This window comes from Pseudomonas synxantha BG33R (assembly GCF_000263715.2).
GTDB classification, from domain to species: Bacteria; Pseudomonadota; Gammaproteobacteria; order Pseudomonadales; family Pseudomonadaceae; genus Aquipseudomonas; species Aquipseudomonas synxantha_A.
The window spans coordinates 2,957,476-2,971,438 of record NZ_CM001514.1; the positions used below are offsets into that span (position 1 = coordinate 2,957,476).

General features: G+C 59.1%; 14 protein-coding genes. 7 read left to right on the forward strand and 7 right to left on the reverse strand.

Annotation, left to right across the window (positions count from 1 at the left end):
• Nucleotides 1-114: 114 nt before the first annotated feature.
• Together PSEBG33_RS29345 and PSEBG33_RS14270 are read left to right on the forward strand one after the other, a co-directional pair.
• Nucleotides 115-681 (forward strand): hypothetical protein, encoded by a 567-nt coding sequence (locus PSEBG33_RS29345; RefSeq protein WP_005787984.1) that lies wholly within the window; start codon nucleotides 115-117, stop codon nucleotides 679-681.
• Nucleotides 682-921: 240 nt separating this feature from the next.
• The gene (locus tag PSEBG33_RS14270) at nucleotides 922-2,136 is read left to right on the forward strand and encodes an aldose 1-epimerase family protein (RefSeq protein ID WP_005787986.1); all 1,215 of its coding nucleotides are present in this window, start codon (nucleotides 922-924) and stop codon (nucleotides 2,134-2,136) included.
• A 99-nt stretch (nucleotides 2,137-2,235) separates the two neighbouring features.
• Here PSEBG33_RS14270 and PSEBG33_RS29990 read toward each other — a convergent pair whose 3' ends face one another.
• Nucleotides 2,236-2,775: a hypothetical protein gene (locus tag PSEBG33_RS29990; protein ID WP_005787988.1), complete on the reverse strand. Its 540-nt coding sequence runs from the start codon at nucleotides 2,773-2,775 to the stop codon at nucleotides 2,236-2,238.
• A gap of 168 nt (nucleotides 2,776-2,943) precedes the next feature.
• Complete coding sequence (locus tag PSEBG33_RS14265) at nucleotides 2,944-3,564, reverse strand: LysE family translocator (RefSeq protein WP_005787990.1); 621 nt, start codon at nucleotides 3,562-3,564, stop codon at nucleotides 2,944-2,946.
• A 191-nt stretch (nucleotides 3,565-3,755) separates the two neighbouring features.
• On the opposite strand from PSEBG33_RS14265, the gene PSEBG33_RS14260 reads away from it, so the two are divergent.
• Nucleotides 3,756-4,271, forward strand: coding sequence for a GNAT family N-acetyltransferase (locus PSEBG33_RS14260; protein WP_005787992.1), 516 nt, complete (start codon nucleotides 3,756-3,758; stop codon nucleotides 4,269-4,271).
• Here PSEBG33_RS14260 and PSEBG33_RS30135 read toward each other — a convergent pair.
• The 3 genes from PSEBG33_RS30135 to PSEBG33_RS27365 all read right to left on the reverse strand — a co-directional run bounded on the left by PSEBG33_RS30135 (nucleotide 4,250) and on the right by PSEBG33_RS27365 (nucleotide 6,054).
• Nucleotides 4,250-4,369: a DUF6429 family protein gene (locus tag PSEBG33_RS30135; RefSeq protein ID WP_413817851.1), complete on the reverse strand. Its 120-nt coding sequence runs from the start codon at nucleotides 4,367-4,369 to the stop codon at nucleotides 4,250-4,252. The two genes, PSEBG33_RS14260 and PSEBG33_RS30135, sit on opposite strands and share 22 nt — an antisense overlap.
• Before the next feature lie 155 nt (nucleotides 4,370-4,524).
• The gene (locus tag PSEBG33_RS14255) at nucleotides 4,525-5,658 is read right to left on the reverse strand and encodes a sensor histidine kinase (protein WP_005787994.1); all 1,134 of its coding nucleotides are present in this window, start codon (nucleotides 5,656-5,658) and stop codon (nucleotides 4,525-4,527) included.
• Nucleotides 5,659-5,814: 156 nt separating this feature from the next.
• Nucleotides 5,815-6,054, reverse strand: a complete 240-nt coding sequence (locus tag PSEBG33_RS27365; protein ID WP_032803874.1) for a hypothetical protein — start codon at nucleotides 6,052-6,054, stop codon at nucleotides 5,815-5,817.
• Between the two features lie 235 nt (nucleotides 6,055-6,289).
• Here PSEBG33_RS27365 and PSEBG33_RS14250 point away from each other — a divergent pair, with 235 nt between their 5' ends.
• The 3 genes from PSEBG33_RS14250 (at nucleotide 6,290) to PSEBG33_RS14240 (ending at nucleotide 10,289) form a co-directional block, all read left to right on the forward strand.
• A complete protein-coding gene (locus PSEBG33_RS14250; RefSeq protein WP_005787998.1) occupies nucleotides 6,290-6,817 on the forward strand; it encodes a sigma-70 family RNA polymerase sigma factor in 528 nt (175 codons plus the stop codon).
• Nucleotides 6,814-7,779 (forward strand): FecR domain-containing protein, encoded by a 966-nt coding sequence (locus tag PSEBG33_RS14245; RefSeq protein ID WP_005788000.1) that lies wholly within the window; start codon nucleotides 6,814-6,816, stop codon nucleotides 7,777-7,779. The genes PSEBG33_RS14250 and PSEBG33_RS14245 overlap by 4 nt, the downstream gene beginning before the upstream one ends.
• Before the next feature lie 77 nt (nucleotides 7,780-7,856).
• On the forward strand, nucleotides 7,857-10,289 hold the full coding sequence (locus PSEBG33_RS14240) for a TonB-dependent siderophore receptor (RefSeq protein WP_005788002.1): 2,433 nt from the start codon (nucleotides 7,857-7,859) through the stop codon (nucleotides 10,287-10,289).
• Nucleotides 10,290-10,301: 12 nt separating this feature from the next.
• On the opposite strand, the gene PSEBG33_RS14235 is transcribed toward PSEBG33_RS14240, so the two are convergent.
• Nucleotides 10,302-11,216 carry a LysR family transcriptional regulator gene (locus tag PSEBG33_RS14235; RefSeq protein ID WP_005788004.1) on the reverse strand — a complete coding sequence of 305 codons (915 nt, stop codon included), beginning with the start codon at nucleotides 11,214-11,216 and terminating at the stop codon, nucleotides 10,302-10,304.
• Between the two features lie 144 nt (nucleotides 11,217-11,360).
• On the opposite strand from PSEBG33_RS14235, the gene PSEBG33_RS14230 reads away from it, so the two are divergent.
• Complete coding sequence (locus PSEBG33_RS14230; RefSeq protein ID WP_005788006.1) at nucleotides 11,361-12,371, forward strand: zinc-dependent alcohol dehydrogenase family protein; 1,011 nt, start codon at nucleotides 11,361-11,363, stop codon at nucleotides 12,369-12,371.
• A 77-nt stretch (nucleotides 12,372-12,448) separates the two neighbouring features.
• On the opposite strand, the gene PSEBG33_RS14225 is transcribed toward PSEBG33_RS14230, so the two are convergent.
• A complete protein-coding gene (locus PSEBG33_RS14225) occupies nucleotides 12,449-13,942 on the reverse strand; it encodes a methyl-accepting chemotaxis protein (protein WP_005788008.1) in 1,494 nt (497 codons plus the stop codon).
• Nucleotides 13,943-13,963: the final 21 nt, after the last annotated feature.

Sequence of the window (13,963 nt, forward strand, 5' to 3'; positions counted from 1 at the left end):
GAAGTTCAATTCCGGAGGGCGTGCGCGCTTTGTTAGGCAAAATGATCAAACTTGCAACTGGCTCTTCGAGGTGTGGTAAATGACTTTATGTATAAGGTAATTTAGGAGTTTGTTTTGTCCAAGGTCAGGTGTAAAGAGCTAGAACAGGATGTGGGGTTGGGCGCTTTTGGAGCAAGATGCCTAGATGATATGGTCTGGAAACTCGCGTGGGAGATACGCAACCTTGAACGAGAGGAAAATTCCACTACCGGACCCTATCAAAATGAAAAAGAAGCAGAGTTTGCTGCTTTTAATTGTGCGATTTCTGCCTGGCATATCTTAGATTGGGTATGGAGGACATGCAATCAAGAGCAGAAGGCAAAAATTAGCCCTGACGGCACATTCAAAAGTTTTAAGACTGCCATGGCGGCGGAATGCCGAAGCTTATTGATTTGCCAAACCTTGTGCAACTCTACAAAGCACGCCTCTCCAGGGCGAGATCTTCGCCTTCGCTGTTTATGTCGTTTTGTTTTAGTTGATCCCGATTCAAATAAAATGAAATTTAACTTGATTGTCGAAGCCGGCGGCGAAGAGCACTTGGCTCTAGATGTATTCAAACAAGCTGGGCGGTTTTTGTTTGAGAAATTAATTGCCTGGAATCTTTTTGAGGTTTTTGATGAGGATGATCATCTCTTTAAGTAATTGGAAGCTACAGTAGCGTGACGCCTACTCTTTTGTAGCGAAAAAAGAGACCGTTTATTTTTTCAGATAAATATAACCATACCTTTTTTCGGCCCAGTTATTTTTACCTGACAGAGACTTAATTTATCGGTTTGTGCCAAGGTTTTCTCAGAATCTACCCGCTTTGTGTAGCTTTTTCAGCTTGCTGAAACGTTTCATCGAGTTTATAAAACGCCTACAACTCCAAAAAAAGGCGTAGCCATGACCCCGCTCAAACTCCTCATCGCCCTCAGCACACTCTCCGTCACCTCCCACGCCATGGCCTGGGATTACGTCCTGCTCGACACCGACAAAGCCGCCCAGAACTGGCAGATCACCAGCCAGCAACTCGGCATAACAACCGACAAACCCTTCAGCGTTACCCTGCGCACCTTGCACGGCGGTCGGCAGGAGGGGGTCAGCATCGTTGATATCGATAACGGCACGATGAAGCTTTCGGTGGTGCCGACTCGCGGTATGAACGTGTTGCAGGCTTCGGTCGGCGATGTGCGCATGGGTTGGGATTCGCCGGTCAAGGAAGTGGTCAATCCGTCGTTCATCGAGCTCAATGGCCGCGGTGGGTTGGGCTGGCTGGAAGGCTTCAACGAGCTGGTCACCCGCTGCGGCTACGAGTGGGTCGGCCACCCTGGCATCGACAACGGCGAACTGCTGACCCTGCACGGGCGGGCCGCCAATATTCCTGCGAATAAAGTCACGCTGCATATCGATGAAAAACCACCGTATGCCATCACCGTGCGCGGTGAGCTGAAAGAGCAGGCGTTCAAGAAGGTCGACTTCTCTGTCGCGACCGAACTGGTCACCCAACCTGGCAGTGTGGTGTTTGCCCTCAACGACACCCTGACCAACAACGGCGACTATCCGAAGGAATACCAGGCGCTGTATCACAGTAACTTCAGCACCCCGTTCCTGGAGCAGGGCGCGCGGTTTGTCGCGCCGGTGAAGCAGGTGTCGCCGTTCAACGAAAAGGCCAAGGGCGAATTGGCCGACTGGCAAACCTATCGCGCACCGACCAAGGACTATGACGAAACGGTCTACAACGTGGTGCCATATGCCGATGCCAAGGGCGATACCTTGACCGTGCTGCATAACAAGGCCGGCAGCCTGGGCGTTTCGGTTGGCTTCAATACGCAGACGCTGCCGGTGTTTTCCCTCTGGAAAAACACCGACACCCAAGGCCAGGGCTATGTCACGGGGCTGGAGCCGGGGACGAGTTTTTCCTACAACCGTCGTTATCAGCGGCCACTGAATCTGGTGCCGACAATCGGGCCGAAGGAACACAAGCAGTTCCGCATCAGCTATAGCCTGTTGGCGGACAAGGCCGCTGTTGATAAGGCTTTGAAGCAGGTCAGCGAAATTCAGGATGGGCGTGAGACTGAGGTGCGGCAGACGCCGTTGGTTGATTTGACCAAGGAATGACGCCGCCTGGTGCATGATTGCGATGTTATTGATGTTGAGCACCCACGCTTATGCGGGGTGCGGCAACATTAACGACGGAGTGAAGCCGTCAGCCGGCGATCAATCTGGCGTTGTCCGGCCAGTCGAACGTCTAATGCTCGCAAGAAATATCCTGGTGTCCCGATTGGACCGCAGATGAACCACACGGCAGGCAGGTGGGGCAGCCGCCACGAGTTGTTGCATCTTTACTCGCGCAGATTCTTTGGTCTGCCACATGAATCTAAAAAACTCCGGCAGGTTCGCCAGTCGCTCGGGACAGTTCTCCGGCAAGTCAGGTCGAGTCTGACCGCGTCTGAGCAGCGTCCTCAGCAGCACGCGCCAGAATCGGAGCGTCGCCGAACGGTCAATCCATATCAACAGATCTGCGCGAGCCAGCCGGTTGTCCCAAGTGGTTGAATGGCCACCTTCGAATATCCAGCGTTCACGGGCCTCGGCCTCCAGGCAAAGCTGGGTCTTCGCGTCGCGGCTGCGTTCGATCCACCCTGGCTGCCAGTGGATAGTGTCGATATGAACGACCGGCAAACCCGTGCACTGACCAAGCTTGCGCGCCAAGGTGCTTTTGCCTGACCCAGGTTGACCCACAATCATCACCCGTCGCATCGAAGCACCTTCTCGCTGTGTACGCTGATTTTTTGGGGGGGCGATTCTACGGCAATGCCTGTCTGCGTCAACGTGCTCACGCAAGCCCAAGAGCGCCACCTTTTATCCAGGCACCCCGTGCCAACGTTGGCGGTCTTCGCGAGCAAGCTCGCTTCTACAGTGGTTGGGTTACGCCCTGCGCGCCGTTAACAACACTGTCGCCGCCGCTGACAACAGCCCCGCGCAGCAACGATTGAAGATGCGCTTGCCCCTTGGTTCGGCAAACCAGCGGCGCATGTGCAGGCCCATGTAGGCGTAGGCGCTGATGGCGATCCATTCCAGAACCAGGAACATCGCGCCCAGCAGGGCGAACTGTGCGGTGATGGGTTGGCCAGGTACCACGAACTGCGGCAGGAAAGCGGTGAAGATCAGGATGGCTTTCGGGTTGCCCGCCGCCACCAGAAACTCCTGCCGTGCCAGGGCCCATAAGCCGACCTGGTGAGCGGCTGTTGGTGACTCGGCCTGTGGTTGCGCACGCCATAGCTGATACGCCAGATAAAACAGATACGCCGCGCCCAGTATCTTGATCCCGTAAAACAACAACTCCGACGTTTGCAGCACCGCCGCCAACCCGGCGGAGGCGAGGGCGATCATGCCGGCAAAGGCCAGCAAGCGGCCGAGACCTGCGAGGCAGGAGGTGCGGAAGCCGTAGCGAGTGGCGTTGCTTACCGACAGCAGGTTGTTGGGGCCAGGCGCCATGTTCAGGGCGAAGCAGGCAGGCAAGAAGAGGGCAAGGGTGGCGAGGTCCATGGCGGCTCCGGGTTTGGTCGGATGAGAGCGTTGAGGATAGGGGCAGTCGGCAGGGGCGGCAATGAGGCTGGCAGTGCATCTGCGTGCCGCAGCGCAAGATCTTTATTTAGTCCCCGGCGAAACTGATTTCGTCATAAGCCCGCAGTCATACTGCGAAGACAGGATTCAGTGCACGAGGGAAGGAGCACGCGATGATTCGCAGAGCATTACCCACCGACGCAAACGCCATTGCCCAAGTGCATATCAGCAGCTGGCAAGAGGCGTATCGCGACCTGGTGCCCACCGACTATTTGAACGGGTTGCAAGCCACCCTGGCTCAGCGCGAAGCCTATTGGCGTCGCTCGATAGCCGCGGGCGAACCTGGTGTATGGGTCGCAGAGGTGGACCAGCAGATTGTCGGGTGGATAGCCGTTGGCGCCAGCCGTGACGAAGAGGCCGCCGGGGCAAATGCAGGGGAGGTTATGGCCATCTATGTTCTGGCCAGGTATTGGCAAACGGGTGTCGGGCTGGCCCTGTGGAACGCGGGTTTGCAGGCGTTGGTTCAGCAGGGGTATGACTGCCTGACGCTTTGGGTCCTGGCCCGCAATGAACGGGCCATGCGCTTTTATCGCAGGGTCGGTTGTGTCGAGGACGCAGGCAGCGAACTCAACATTGAGAGGGGCGGCGTCACACTGGTGGAGGTGCGCTACAGGTTGTCCTTTACCTGAGCCTTTGCTCCAAACAATTGATCCGCCAGTTGCCTGCCTCGCTCCTGCCCTTGCGTCGTCAACCAAACCGATTTGTTCTTGTTGACCGGGTTCAGAATATAACCATGCCGGTCAGTTAAACGTAGATTTCCTGTGGGGGCGGGCTTGCTCGCGAAAGCGGTGGGTCAGTCAACACCAATGTTTGCTGCGCCGACGTCTTCGCGGGCAAGCCCCCTCCCATCGGTTCAGGGTCGCGCCGAAGCTGTGTTGATACCTAGGCTATCGAAGTGAGGGGAAGCCGCACATGAAACACCGTGCCGTGTTCGGTATCAGAGCTGACCTCAATCGATCCGCCATGGGAAGCGACGATTTCCGAGGCGATGAACAGGCCCAGGCCCAAGCCTTCTGTGGGGCCGTGATTGACGGCAGTACGCTGAGAGAAGCGGCCCATCGGGTTGAAGATGAACGGCAGCACATCCTCAGGTATCGCCTCTCCACTGTTGTGCACGGAAAATACCGCGAAATCTTCCTGTAATCCCAACTCGACCTGGATAGGCCGCGTGGTGTCGCCGTGTTGCACGGCGTTGCTGACGATGTTCGAGAACACCTGCTCCATTCGGGCGCCGTCGAACTGGCCCGACGCCTGGGTCTTCGAATCGAACAGGATGATCGCTTCAGGATGAAACGTGCGGATTTCTTCTACGACACGCTGGCAAAGCGGTGAGAGATCTATATCGGCCGTTCTGACCGGAATGCCCGGCCCCATCTGGCAGCGGGTCAGGTCGAGCAAGTCGCCGACGATCTGGCTCGCTCGACGCACACTGGTGTAGATCTGGTTGGCCACTTTGTTCGCCTTGGGGCCTGCATCCTGGGAGCGCCGCAGCACGTCGGCACCCAGCAGGATCGCGCCGAGCGGCGTGCGCAGGTCGTGACCGAGGATGCCCAGAAACACGTTGCGCGACGCCTCGACCGCGCGCGAATAGCTGGCGATGGACTCGGCGAGGGCCTGGTCAATGGCCTCGTGGAAACGGGTCATGTCGTCAACGTTGATCGGCGTGCCGTCCTTGATCTGGCGCATCCACTGGCTGACCACACTGGTGCGCAGGGCGCGGTATTCCGACACCATCTGATCGATAGTGAAGCCTGCCATCAACCGCGTGATGGCGTGGATTTCTGCCGCGGTCTCCTGCTCCTCCGCGGGGGCCAGGCCCTGGGCCTTGGCGATTTGCTCTTGGCGGGTCTGTTTGGTTCGCAGGTCGCTGACGATGGCTCGCAACATCTGCTCGGCATGGTCGCGCAGCGCCACGCTGTCGAGGTCCTCGCCCGGGGTGTCGAGGGTTCTGGCGAAATCTTCCCAGGCTTGCAGAATAGGTTCGAGGTGCTCAAGGATGAAATCGGCCAGGCGCATGTCTGTAATCCTGAAGGGTAGGGCACAAGAGCGAGGCTGCGCAGACGCAGGGAAATTCCCGGCAGTGTAGGAGGTTGTTCGCAGCTTTAAAAGCGCGGCCATGGGGGCGATAGCATTGATCCCATCTGCATGCCGACGGAATTCATCCCGCTGACGCTAAAGCCCGAGTGTCAGCGACCTCAGCTTGCGCTCTACAACGCTGTCAAAATGGCTTGCCAGCTGCTCACAGCGCTCGGATGTCAGCCCCTTGCAGCAGGTTATTCCCAGAACAAACCCCTGGGCTTTGGCCCCCCCTTTGACTGCAAGAATCATCGACCCCGCGAGTTCGATCTCGCGAAGGAGTCTGTCAGCCTGTCGCTTTATGGGGCCGGGCAAATCGTTGAAGGCTTCTTTCATGGCTGTCTCCGCAGCATTCATTACACACAAGACATCTGAGGCGCTAACGGCCCCTTCAAAGCATCGACCAAAGGAAGGTTAAGGAGTTTCGCAGCGCTCAAGCCAAAGGCGATGAGGTGAAGCGAACAGGAACAGGGCAAGGAAGGCTTGGTTGTCTGCACAACGTTTTAGTTGCACGAGGCAGAGCCTGGGCTGATAGAATGCGACAAATTCTCATTAGCATCCATTTCATACCGTGCAGTCTACTTCGTCGGCAAGTCGCCACCAGTCCATCGATCAGCTCTACAGCCACCACCACGGTTGGTTGCGCGGCTGGCTGCGCAGGCGCCTGGGCAATGCCGCCGATGCAGCTGATCTGGCCCAGGATACGTTCGTGCGGTTGCTCAGCAGTGGGCCTGGCGAACCGTTGAACTTCACGACGCCGCGCGCCTACCTGGCCACTGTCGCCAATCGGTTGAGCATCAATCTCTATCGACGCCGATCACTGGAGCAGGCCTACCTGGACGCGCTGGCGCAAGCCCCGCAGGATCTGGCTCCATCGCTGGAGCATCAGGCGCTGGTGCTTGAGGCGCTCGACGAGATCGATCAGGTACTGGCGCTGTTGTCAGTCAAAACCCGGCAGGCCTTCCTGATGGCGCAACTGGAGGGGTATACGCAGGAAGAAATCGCCAGCCGGCTTGGGCTCAGCGTGCGTTCGGTACAACGCCACCTGGCGAGGGCGTTCGAGGAGTGTATTGTGCTCGCCAGCCAGAGCGCAGCATGAATACCAAACCCATTGACCGGCGTATTGCTCGCCAAGCGGCCAGCTGGTTCGTGCGCTTGCAGAGCAGCGGCGCGTGCGCTGCCGAGCATGTCGCTGGTGCCGAGTGGCGGGCGCAGCATCCAGACCACGAACGGGCCTGGCAACTGGCCGAGCGTTTCAGTGCTCGTACCCAGCAGCTTGGCGAGGGGGCCGCGCGCGCAGCGTTGGAACGCCCGTGCAACCTGGGGCGTCGACAAACGCTCAAGACCCTTGCATTGTTGATCGCTGCCGCGCCGGTTGGCCTCGCGGCATACCGGGGCTTGCCATGGCGCGAATGGCAGGCGGACGAGCGCACGGCTACGGGGGAACAGCGCACGCTGAATCTGCCGGACGGCGCGCAGATTCGCTTGAACACCGGTAGCGCTATCGACATCGCCTACGACGACAGTGTTCGTCATGTGCGCCTTATCGCCGGCGAAATGCTCGTTGAGGTATCCGATGTGCATGTCACGCGGCCATTTATCGTCAGCACCGCCCAGGCGCAAATTGCGCTGTTCGGTAGCCGCTTTTTGGTGCGCCAATATCCGCAAGGCACTTTCCTCGCCGCGCTGGAGGGTGCCGCAGAGGTGAGCCCGCGGCTGTCACGAGACGGCCGCATGATGCGTTTGGCGGCGGGCCGGCAGACCTATATCAACAGCCAGGCGATGGAGCCGTCCCTGCCATTGGCGCAGCATCGTCTGGACTGGCTGAGCGGTGTGCTGCGCGCAGAAAAGATGCGCCTCGATGACTTCGTCAATGAGTTGGACCGTTATCGACGTGGCCTGCTGCGTTGCGATCCGGCAGTCGCCGGGTTGCTGATTTCCGGTGCCTTCCAGTTGCGCGATACCGACCAGGTTCTCCACGCCCTCAGCCAGACTCTGCCGGTGAGCGTCCACTACCGCACGCCCTATTGGGTGACTGTAACGGCGCGTACGAGCACGTAAAAAATAGTTGTCGTGTTTTTGCCGGGCTGCGTGTCCCCCTCATAACAACACTACTTTTATCGGGCGGGGACGAACACATGGCGACGAAACAGGGCATGCAACCACTGGCGCGCGCAGTACACGCTGCCGCATTGGGTTTGATCATCACAGGTGGTGACGCCCTGACTGCGGCGTCGCTGCACGCCGCCGAGCAAGGTGCGCAGCAGAGCCGCGGCTATCATGTGCCGGCCGGTAACCTGAGTAGTGCGCTCTCGGCCTTCGCCAGCCAGGCGGGTATCACCTTACCGATCGAACCGGGCCTGGTGGAAGGTCTGCGCAGCCCTGGCCTGAATGCCGCCACCAGTGTGGAAGGCGGCTTGCAGCAACTGCTGCAGGGTACCGGCCTGCAAGCCTCGGCACAGGGTAATGGGCTTTACCTGTTGGTACCGCAGGTGGCCGGAACTACGCTGGAACTGGGCGCGACCAGCATTACCGGTCAGGGCCTGACGTCGACGACCGAGAACAGCGGTTCCTACACCACCGGGCCTATGCAAACGGCCACCAAGCTGCCCTTGAGCCTGCGCGAAACGCCACAGTCGGTCAGCGTGGTGACGCGCAAGCGCATGGACGACAAGGTCATGACCACCATCAGCGATGTGATCAAAAGTACGCCGGGGCTGTTTCTGAATAACGCGGGCGGCGCGGGGCGGCCTACGTTCAGTTCACGGGGCTTCGACGTTGACAACATCATGTACGACGGTTTTCCCACCAGCTTCCAGACCTACCTGCCCAGCGCAGAGGCCAACCTGGCCATGTATGATCGGGTAGAGATCGTGCGCGGCCCCAACGGGCTGGCCCAGGGCGCCGGCAGCCCTGCGGGCGCCATCAACCTGGTTCGCAAGCGCCCGACCCACCAATTCCAGGGCACGTTCACCGGCAGCGCCGGCAGCTGGGATGACTACACGGGCACGCTGGATATGGGTGGCCCGCTCAACGACAGCGGCACCCTGCGCGCCCGTACTGTGGTCTCGCGGCAAGACGCCAAGAGTTTCCGGGACTCGGTGGAAAGTGATAACGATCTGTTCTACGGCGTGGTCGACGCTGACCTGAGCGAGAGCACCACTTTGACACTGGGCGGCTACCGACAGAAGACCCACACCAACTACATCTGGGGTGGATTGCCCATGGCCCGTGGTGGTGGTCATCTGGGGCTGCCCCGTGACACTTTCCTGGGGCATGACTGGGAATACTCGGACAATCGCACCACCGGCTATTTCGCTACGTTGGAACAAGGCCTGCCCAACGACTGGACACTGCGCGCAGCGGCGATGCAGTCGAAAACCGACGGTGACGTGCTGGCTTCTTCGATCTGGGAATACAATCGCCAGTATCTATGGACCGAAGCCATGGAGCAGAAAGAAACCGGCTACGACCTTGCGCTCAGTGGCCCCTTCCAATTGCTCGGCCAACAGCATGACCTGACCTTCGGTGTCAGCAAGCGCAAGCTGGATTACCGGTCCGGCAAGGACTGGAGCGATTACATCGACACGGGCATCAATCCCTTCACGTGGAACCCGCGTGGTCATGCCAAGCCCAATTATGTCAGGGCAGACAACGGTCTTCCCCAGACCACCACTCAGGACAGCTTCTATGCCAGCACCCGGCTGCGACTGACTGAACCGCTGTCGCTGATCCTCGGTGGGCGTGTCGACTGGTACGAATTCCAAGACCGCGCAAACAGTGAAAGCAACTACAAGGTTACCCGTAATCTGACGCGCTATGCCGGCCTGGTCTACGACCTGGACATCCATCATTCGGTCTATGTCAGCTATACCGATATCTTCAAGCCGCAGAGCGAAAAAGGCGTCGATAGGAGCGTAATCGTGCCTATCGTCGGCGAGAACTACGAAGTGGGCATCAAGGGCGAATACTTCGACGGCGCATTGAACGCCAGCATGGCGGTGTTCCAGCTGGACCAGAAGAATCGCGCCCAGGAGCTGCCTGATGTCAAAGGCTGCGGCTCAGGCCCGGCCAGTGCCTGCTATGAAGCTGCCGGGCTGGTACGCAGCCGTGGTATCGATATGGAAATCCAGGGCGCCCTGACTGATAACTGGCAATTGGCTGCCGGTTATACCTACACCCAGACCCAGTATGTCAGCGATGCCAATGCCGCCCGCGAAGGCGAAGACTTCGACCGCAAGAAGCCGCGGCAACTGTTCAAACTCTCGACCATTTACACCTTGCCAGGTGAACTGCAACGCTGGCGCGTGGGGGGTGATGTCTATCAACAAAGCCGCATCCGCACCTCGGGAGGGGCCGGCGCTACGGCCTGGAAAAACGAGCAGGGTTCGTACACCGTGGTTGGTTTGGTAGCAGGCTACAAGGCCAGCGAGCAACTGGACTTGCAGGTCAACGTCAACAACCTGTTCGATCGTGTGTACTACAGCAGCGTGGCCAATGGGGGCTATAGCCCGTACGACATCTACGGCGATCCACGCAATATGAAACTGACTGCGCGTTACAGTTTTTAGTGGCGCTACGGCCTACTTGCTCAGCCACTCGGCCTGTAGCTGCACGAAGTTCTCCTGCAACCATTCAATGAATACCTGCACCTGCGGCGCCAAGTGAGTACGGCTCGGGTACAGCAGCGACACCGGGCGTGGGGCAGGCCGATAGGCGTGCAGGATTTCCACCAGCGCGCCGCTGTGCAGATGTTCTGCCACGGTGATGCCGGGCGCCTGGATAATGCCGAAGCCCGACACGCCGCACTGCACATAGGCGTTTGACTCGGTGACGGTAATGCCCGCTTGACTGACCAGGGTTCGATTATGACCCTTGACCGAGAAATGCCACGGCAATATACGATTGCTTTGGCCGGACAGGAAGTTGACGCCTCGATGGCCGGCCAGCGCTTCAAGGGTGTCTGGGTGGCCATGGGTACTCAGGTAGTCGGGGGCCGCGCAGGTCACCATGGTTGCCCGGGCGATGGGACGAGCGATGAGGCTGGAGTCAGGCAAGTTACCTATGCGCAATGCACAATCGATGCCTTCGCCAACCAAATCCACGGCCCGATCGGTCACGCCCAGCACCAGGTTGATGCCGGGGAAACGGTCGGTGAAGCCCTTGAGGCTATCAATGAATTTCATTTGTGCGAAGGCGGTCGGGATATCGATCCGCAGACGGCCCGCGAGCGTCGCCCCGGTGCGGTCGAACATGCTGGTGGCGGCACTGATATCCGCGAGAATGTCCTGCACGCGTGCGTAAAAGCGTTCGCCCTCGGCAGTGAGGGCGACTTTGCGGGTGGTGCGCTGGAACAGGCGTACGCCCAATGATGCCTCCAGTTCCTGGATATACCGGGTGACTTGGGGGCGACCGATGTTCAGTGATTGCGCGGCCTTGGTAAAGCTGCCGAGCTCCGCCAGCCTGGCGAATAGGCGCATTGATTCGAGTAACTGCATGACGGTCCTGAATATGATTGTTGTCTCAGGATAGAACAAAGCTGTCTTTTTCTGCGTATTTATTGCGCGCCGCCACTGGCCAATGATGAGCCCCAGGCAAACCGATTGCGGTTTGCGGGTATTACCTGCATTTGGAGACTCATCATGAAAGCGTGGTTATTGAAAGACTTCGGCCTCGACAATCTGCAACTGGGCGAAGTAGCCACCCCACAACCGCGGGCTGGCGAGTTGTTGGTCAAGGTCGGCGCCGTCTCGCTGAACTATCGTGACAAGGCCATCGTCGACGGCATCTATGAGCCGCATAAAGTCCCCAAACCATTGATTCCAGTGAGTGATGCTGCTGGCACCGTGGTAGCGCTGGGGGATGGGGTGACTCGCTTCAAAGTCGGCGACCGGGTCAACTCCCATCTTTATTCACGCTGGCTGGATGGCGCGCCTGGGCCGCACGAACCGGATTACTGCTTTGGCTCGCCCCTACCGGGCGGATTGGCTGAGTACATGATCATCCACCAGGACAGCGCTGTGGCTGCACCTGCCAACATGAGCGATGAAGAGGCCGCGACATTGCCTATTGCGGCGCTCACTGCCTGGTATTCGCTGGTCGACTTCGGCCAGATCCAACCGGGGCAAACCGTGCTGGTGCAAGGTACGGGCGGGGTGTCGATATTCGCCGTGCAAATCGCCACCGCGTTGGGTGCGAAAGTGATTGCAACCTCAAGCCGCGATGACAATCTACAGGCCGTGAAACGCCGGGGCGCGGTGGCTGGCATCAACTATCGAACCACTCCGGACTGGGCTGGCGAAGTGCTGAAACTCACCGACGGCAAGGGTGTCGATCTGTTGCTCGACGTGGCCGGCGGCAGCGGTATCAATCAGTCAGTGGCAGCCACCAAGGCATCCGGGCGGATTGCGCAGATCGGCTTTTTGACCGGTCAGACGGCGGCGCTTGATTTGATGCCGCTGATCTTTCGGCAGACAACCCTTCGCGGTATTGCTGTAGCACCTCGGTCATCGTTCGACCGGATGAATGAATTCCTCAACCAACACGATATTCGTCCTGTTATCGACCAGGTGTATCCGTTTGAGCAGGCACGTGAGGCTTACGCGCATTTGGCGAAGGGTGCGTTTGGGAAGGTAGTGATCAAGGTGGGTTAACCGACCTTGATCACTGCAATGAGCACGTCTGTCGCCAATGCGTAAGCGGAATTTGCGCCGATGTTCGGGTTGACGGGTCAAGGATGAAACCTGCGCCCCAACGCATCCAGGCGCACCGCAATCGGCGGCAGGCGTTCGCTGCTGCGGGCCAGGGTTTCCACATCGTCGGCGGTGCTTTGGGCGATGCTCTGCACCGACTGCAAGCGCTCGACGATCTCCAGGTTCGCCGAGGTCTGCTCGCGGGTGGTCGCGACGATGCGGCCGTTAAGTTGATCGATATGCGCAATGTCCTCGCCGACCGCCTGGAGCATCTGCACCGCCAATTGGCTGTCTTGCACGCAACGCTCCACGCCTTCGCGGCTGGCGTGCATGGCTTCGACGGCATCGCGGCTGCCATGTTGCAGGCCCTCGATGATGGTTTTGATTTCCTGGGTGGAGAGGGCGGTGCGCTGCGCCAGGCTGCGCACTTCGTCGGCGACCACGGCAAACCCGCGGCCTTGCTCGCCGGCGCGAGCGGCTTCGATGGCGGCGTTGAGGGCCAGCAGGTTGGTCTGGTTGGCGATGCTGCTGATCACTTCCAGCACCGAGCCGATCTGCTCGGCCTGCACGGCCAACGATTGCACGGTGGATTCAGTGCCGTTGATGCGTGAGGCCAGTTCGCTGATTTCATGTTGGGCGCGGCCGACGCTCTCCTGGCCGCGAACAATTTGCTGACTGGCTTGGCCGGCGTGTTCCACGGCTTGTTCGACTTGCACCGTAATGTGGCCCATGGCGTCTTCCATGCGCTGCATCGAACCGTTCATTTCGCCGATCTGCACCAATTGATGCCGCGCACCTTTTTCCAGGGTGCCACTGGCGCAGGCCAGTTCCTGGCCGAGTTGCCCCAGGCCGTGGGAGTCGCGGGCGACACCGTCGATCAGGTGGGTCAGTTGTTGCAGGAAGTGGTCGAAGCGCTTGGCCAGGGACACGCGTACCTTGTCTTCATCGTGCGCGCCTTGCTCGCTGAACTGTGAGGTTACAGCGAGCATCTTCTCGAGCATTTCCTGGCTTTCGACAGCTTCCGCCTGGCTGTGGACCGCCAGGTACAACAGGGCCACGGTTTCCATCACCACATAGAAGGCGTGGACGAAGATCATCGTCCAGCCGCCGTGATGCTCCATCACAAACACCGGCAAACCCTGGTGCTGCAGCGCATGGAACACCAGGTGGTGCACGGCGATGGTCAACGCCGCCACCAGGATCGGCAGCCAGTCACGGTAGAAGGTCAACACCGCCAACAGCGCGAAAATGCCGAAGTGAGATTCGATCACCCCGTGCGCCTGATTGATGTGCAACGCCGCCATCACCATCAACCCGGCGCCCAGTGCGCAACGCATCAAGCGGGTGCTGCCAATGACACGGTAGAGCGCCGTCAGCACCACGCCGGTGCCGCCACCGACGATCAGCGCCTGGAGCAAGGTTTCATGCCAGAACGCCAACCCCAGGGAGAACAGGAACATCAGCCAGATCAATGCCAGCATGATGCGGTCGGCTTTGCGATAGTGCTCCTGAAAGCGTGTGCGAAGGGGCATTCACGGTTACTCCATATAGTT

Bases quoted from the DNA above. Each gene is read 5' to 3' on its own strand.
- PSEBG33_RS14240 (WP_005788002.1), top strand. From the start codon at position 7,857: ATGGCGACGAAACAGGGCATGCAACCACTGGCGCGCGCAGTACACGCT.
- PSEBG33_RS29990 (WP_005787988.1), bottom strand. From the start codon at position 2,775: ATGCGACGGGTGATGATTGTGGGTCAACCTGGGTCAGGCAAAAGCACC.
- PSEBG33_RS14225 (WP_005788008.1), bottom strand. From the start codon at position 13,942: ATGCCCCTTCGCACACGCTTTCAGGAGCACTATCGCAAAGCCGACCGC.
- PSEBG33_RS14255 (WP_005787994.1), bottom strand. From the start codon at position 5,658: ATGCGCCTGGCCGATTTCATCCTTGAGCACCTCGAACCTATTCTGCAA.
- PSEBG33_RS14235 (WP_005788004.1), bottom strand. From the start codon at position 11,216: ATGCAGTTACTCGAATCAATGCGCCTATTCGCCAGGCTGGCGGAGCTC.
- PSEBG33_RS14270 (WP_005787986.1), top strand. From the start codon at position 922: ATGACCCCGCTCAAACTCCTCATCGCCCTCAGCACACTCTCCGTCACC.
- PSEBG33_RS14230 (WP_005788006.1), top strand. From the start codon at position 11,361: ATGAAAGCGTGGTTATTGAAAGACTTCGGCCTCGACAATCTGCAACTG.
- PSEBG33_RS14260 (WP_005787992.1), top strand. From the start codon at position 3,756: ATGATTCGCAGAGCATTACCCACCGACGCAAACGCCATTGCCCAAGTG.
- PSEBG33_RS14265 (WP_005787990.1), bottom strand. From the start codon at position 3,564: ATGGACCTCGCCACCCTTGCCCTCTTCTTGCCTGCCTGCTTCGCCCTG.
- PSEBG33_RS27365 (WP_032803874.1), bottom strand. From the start codon at position 6,054: ATGAAAGAAGCCTTCAACGATTTGCCCGGCCCCATAAAGCGACAGGCT.
- PSEBG33_RS14245 (WP_005788000.1), top strand. From the start codon at position 6,814: ATGAATACCAAACCCATTGACCGGCGTATTGCTCGCCAAGCGGCCAGC.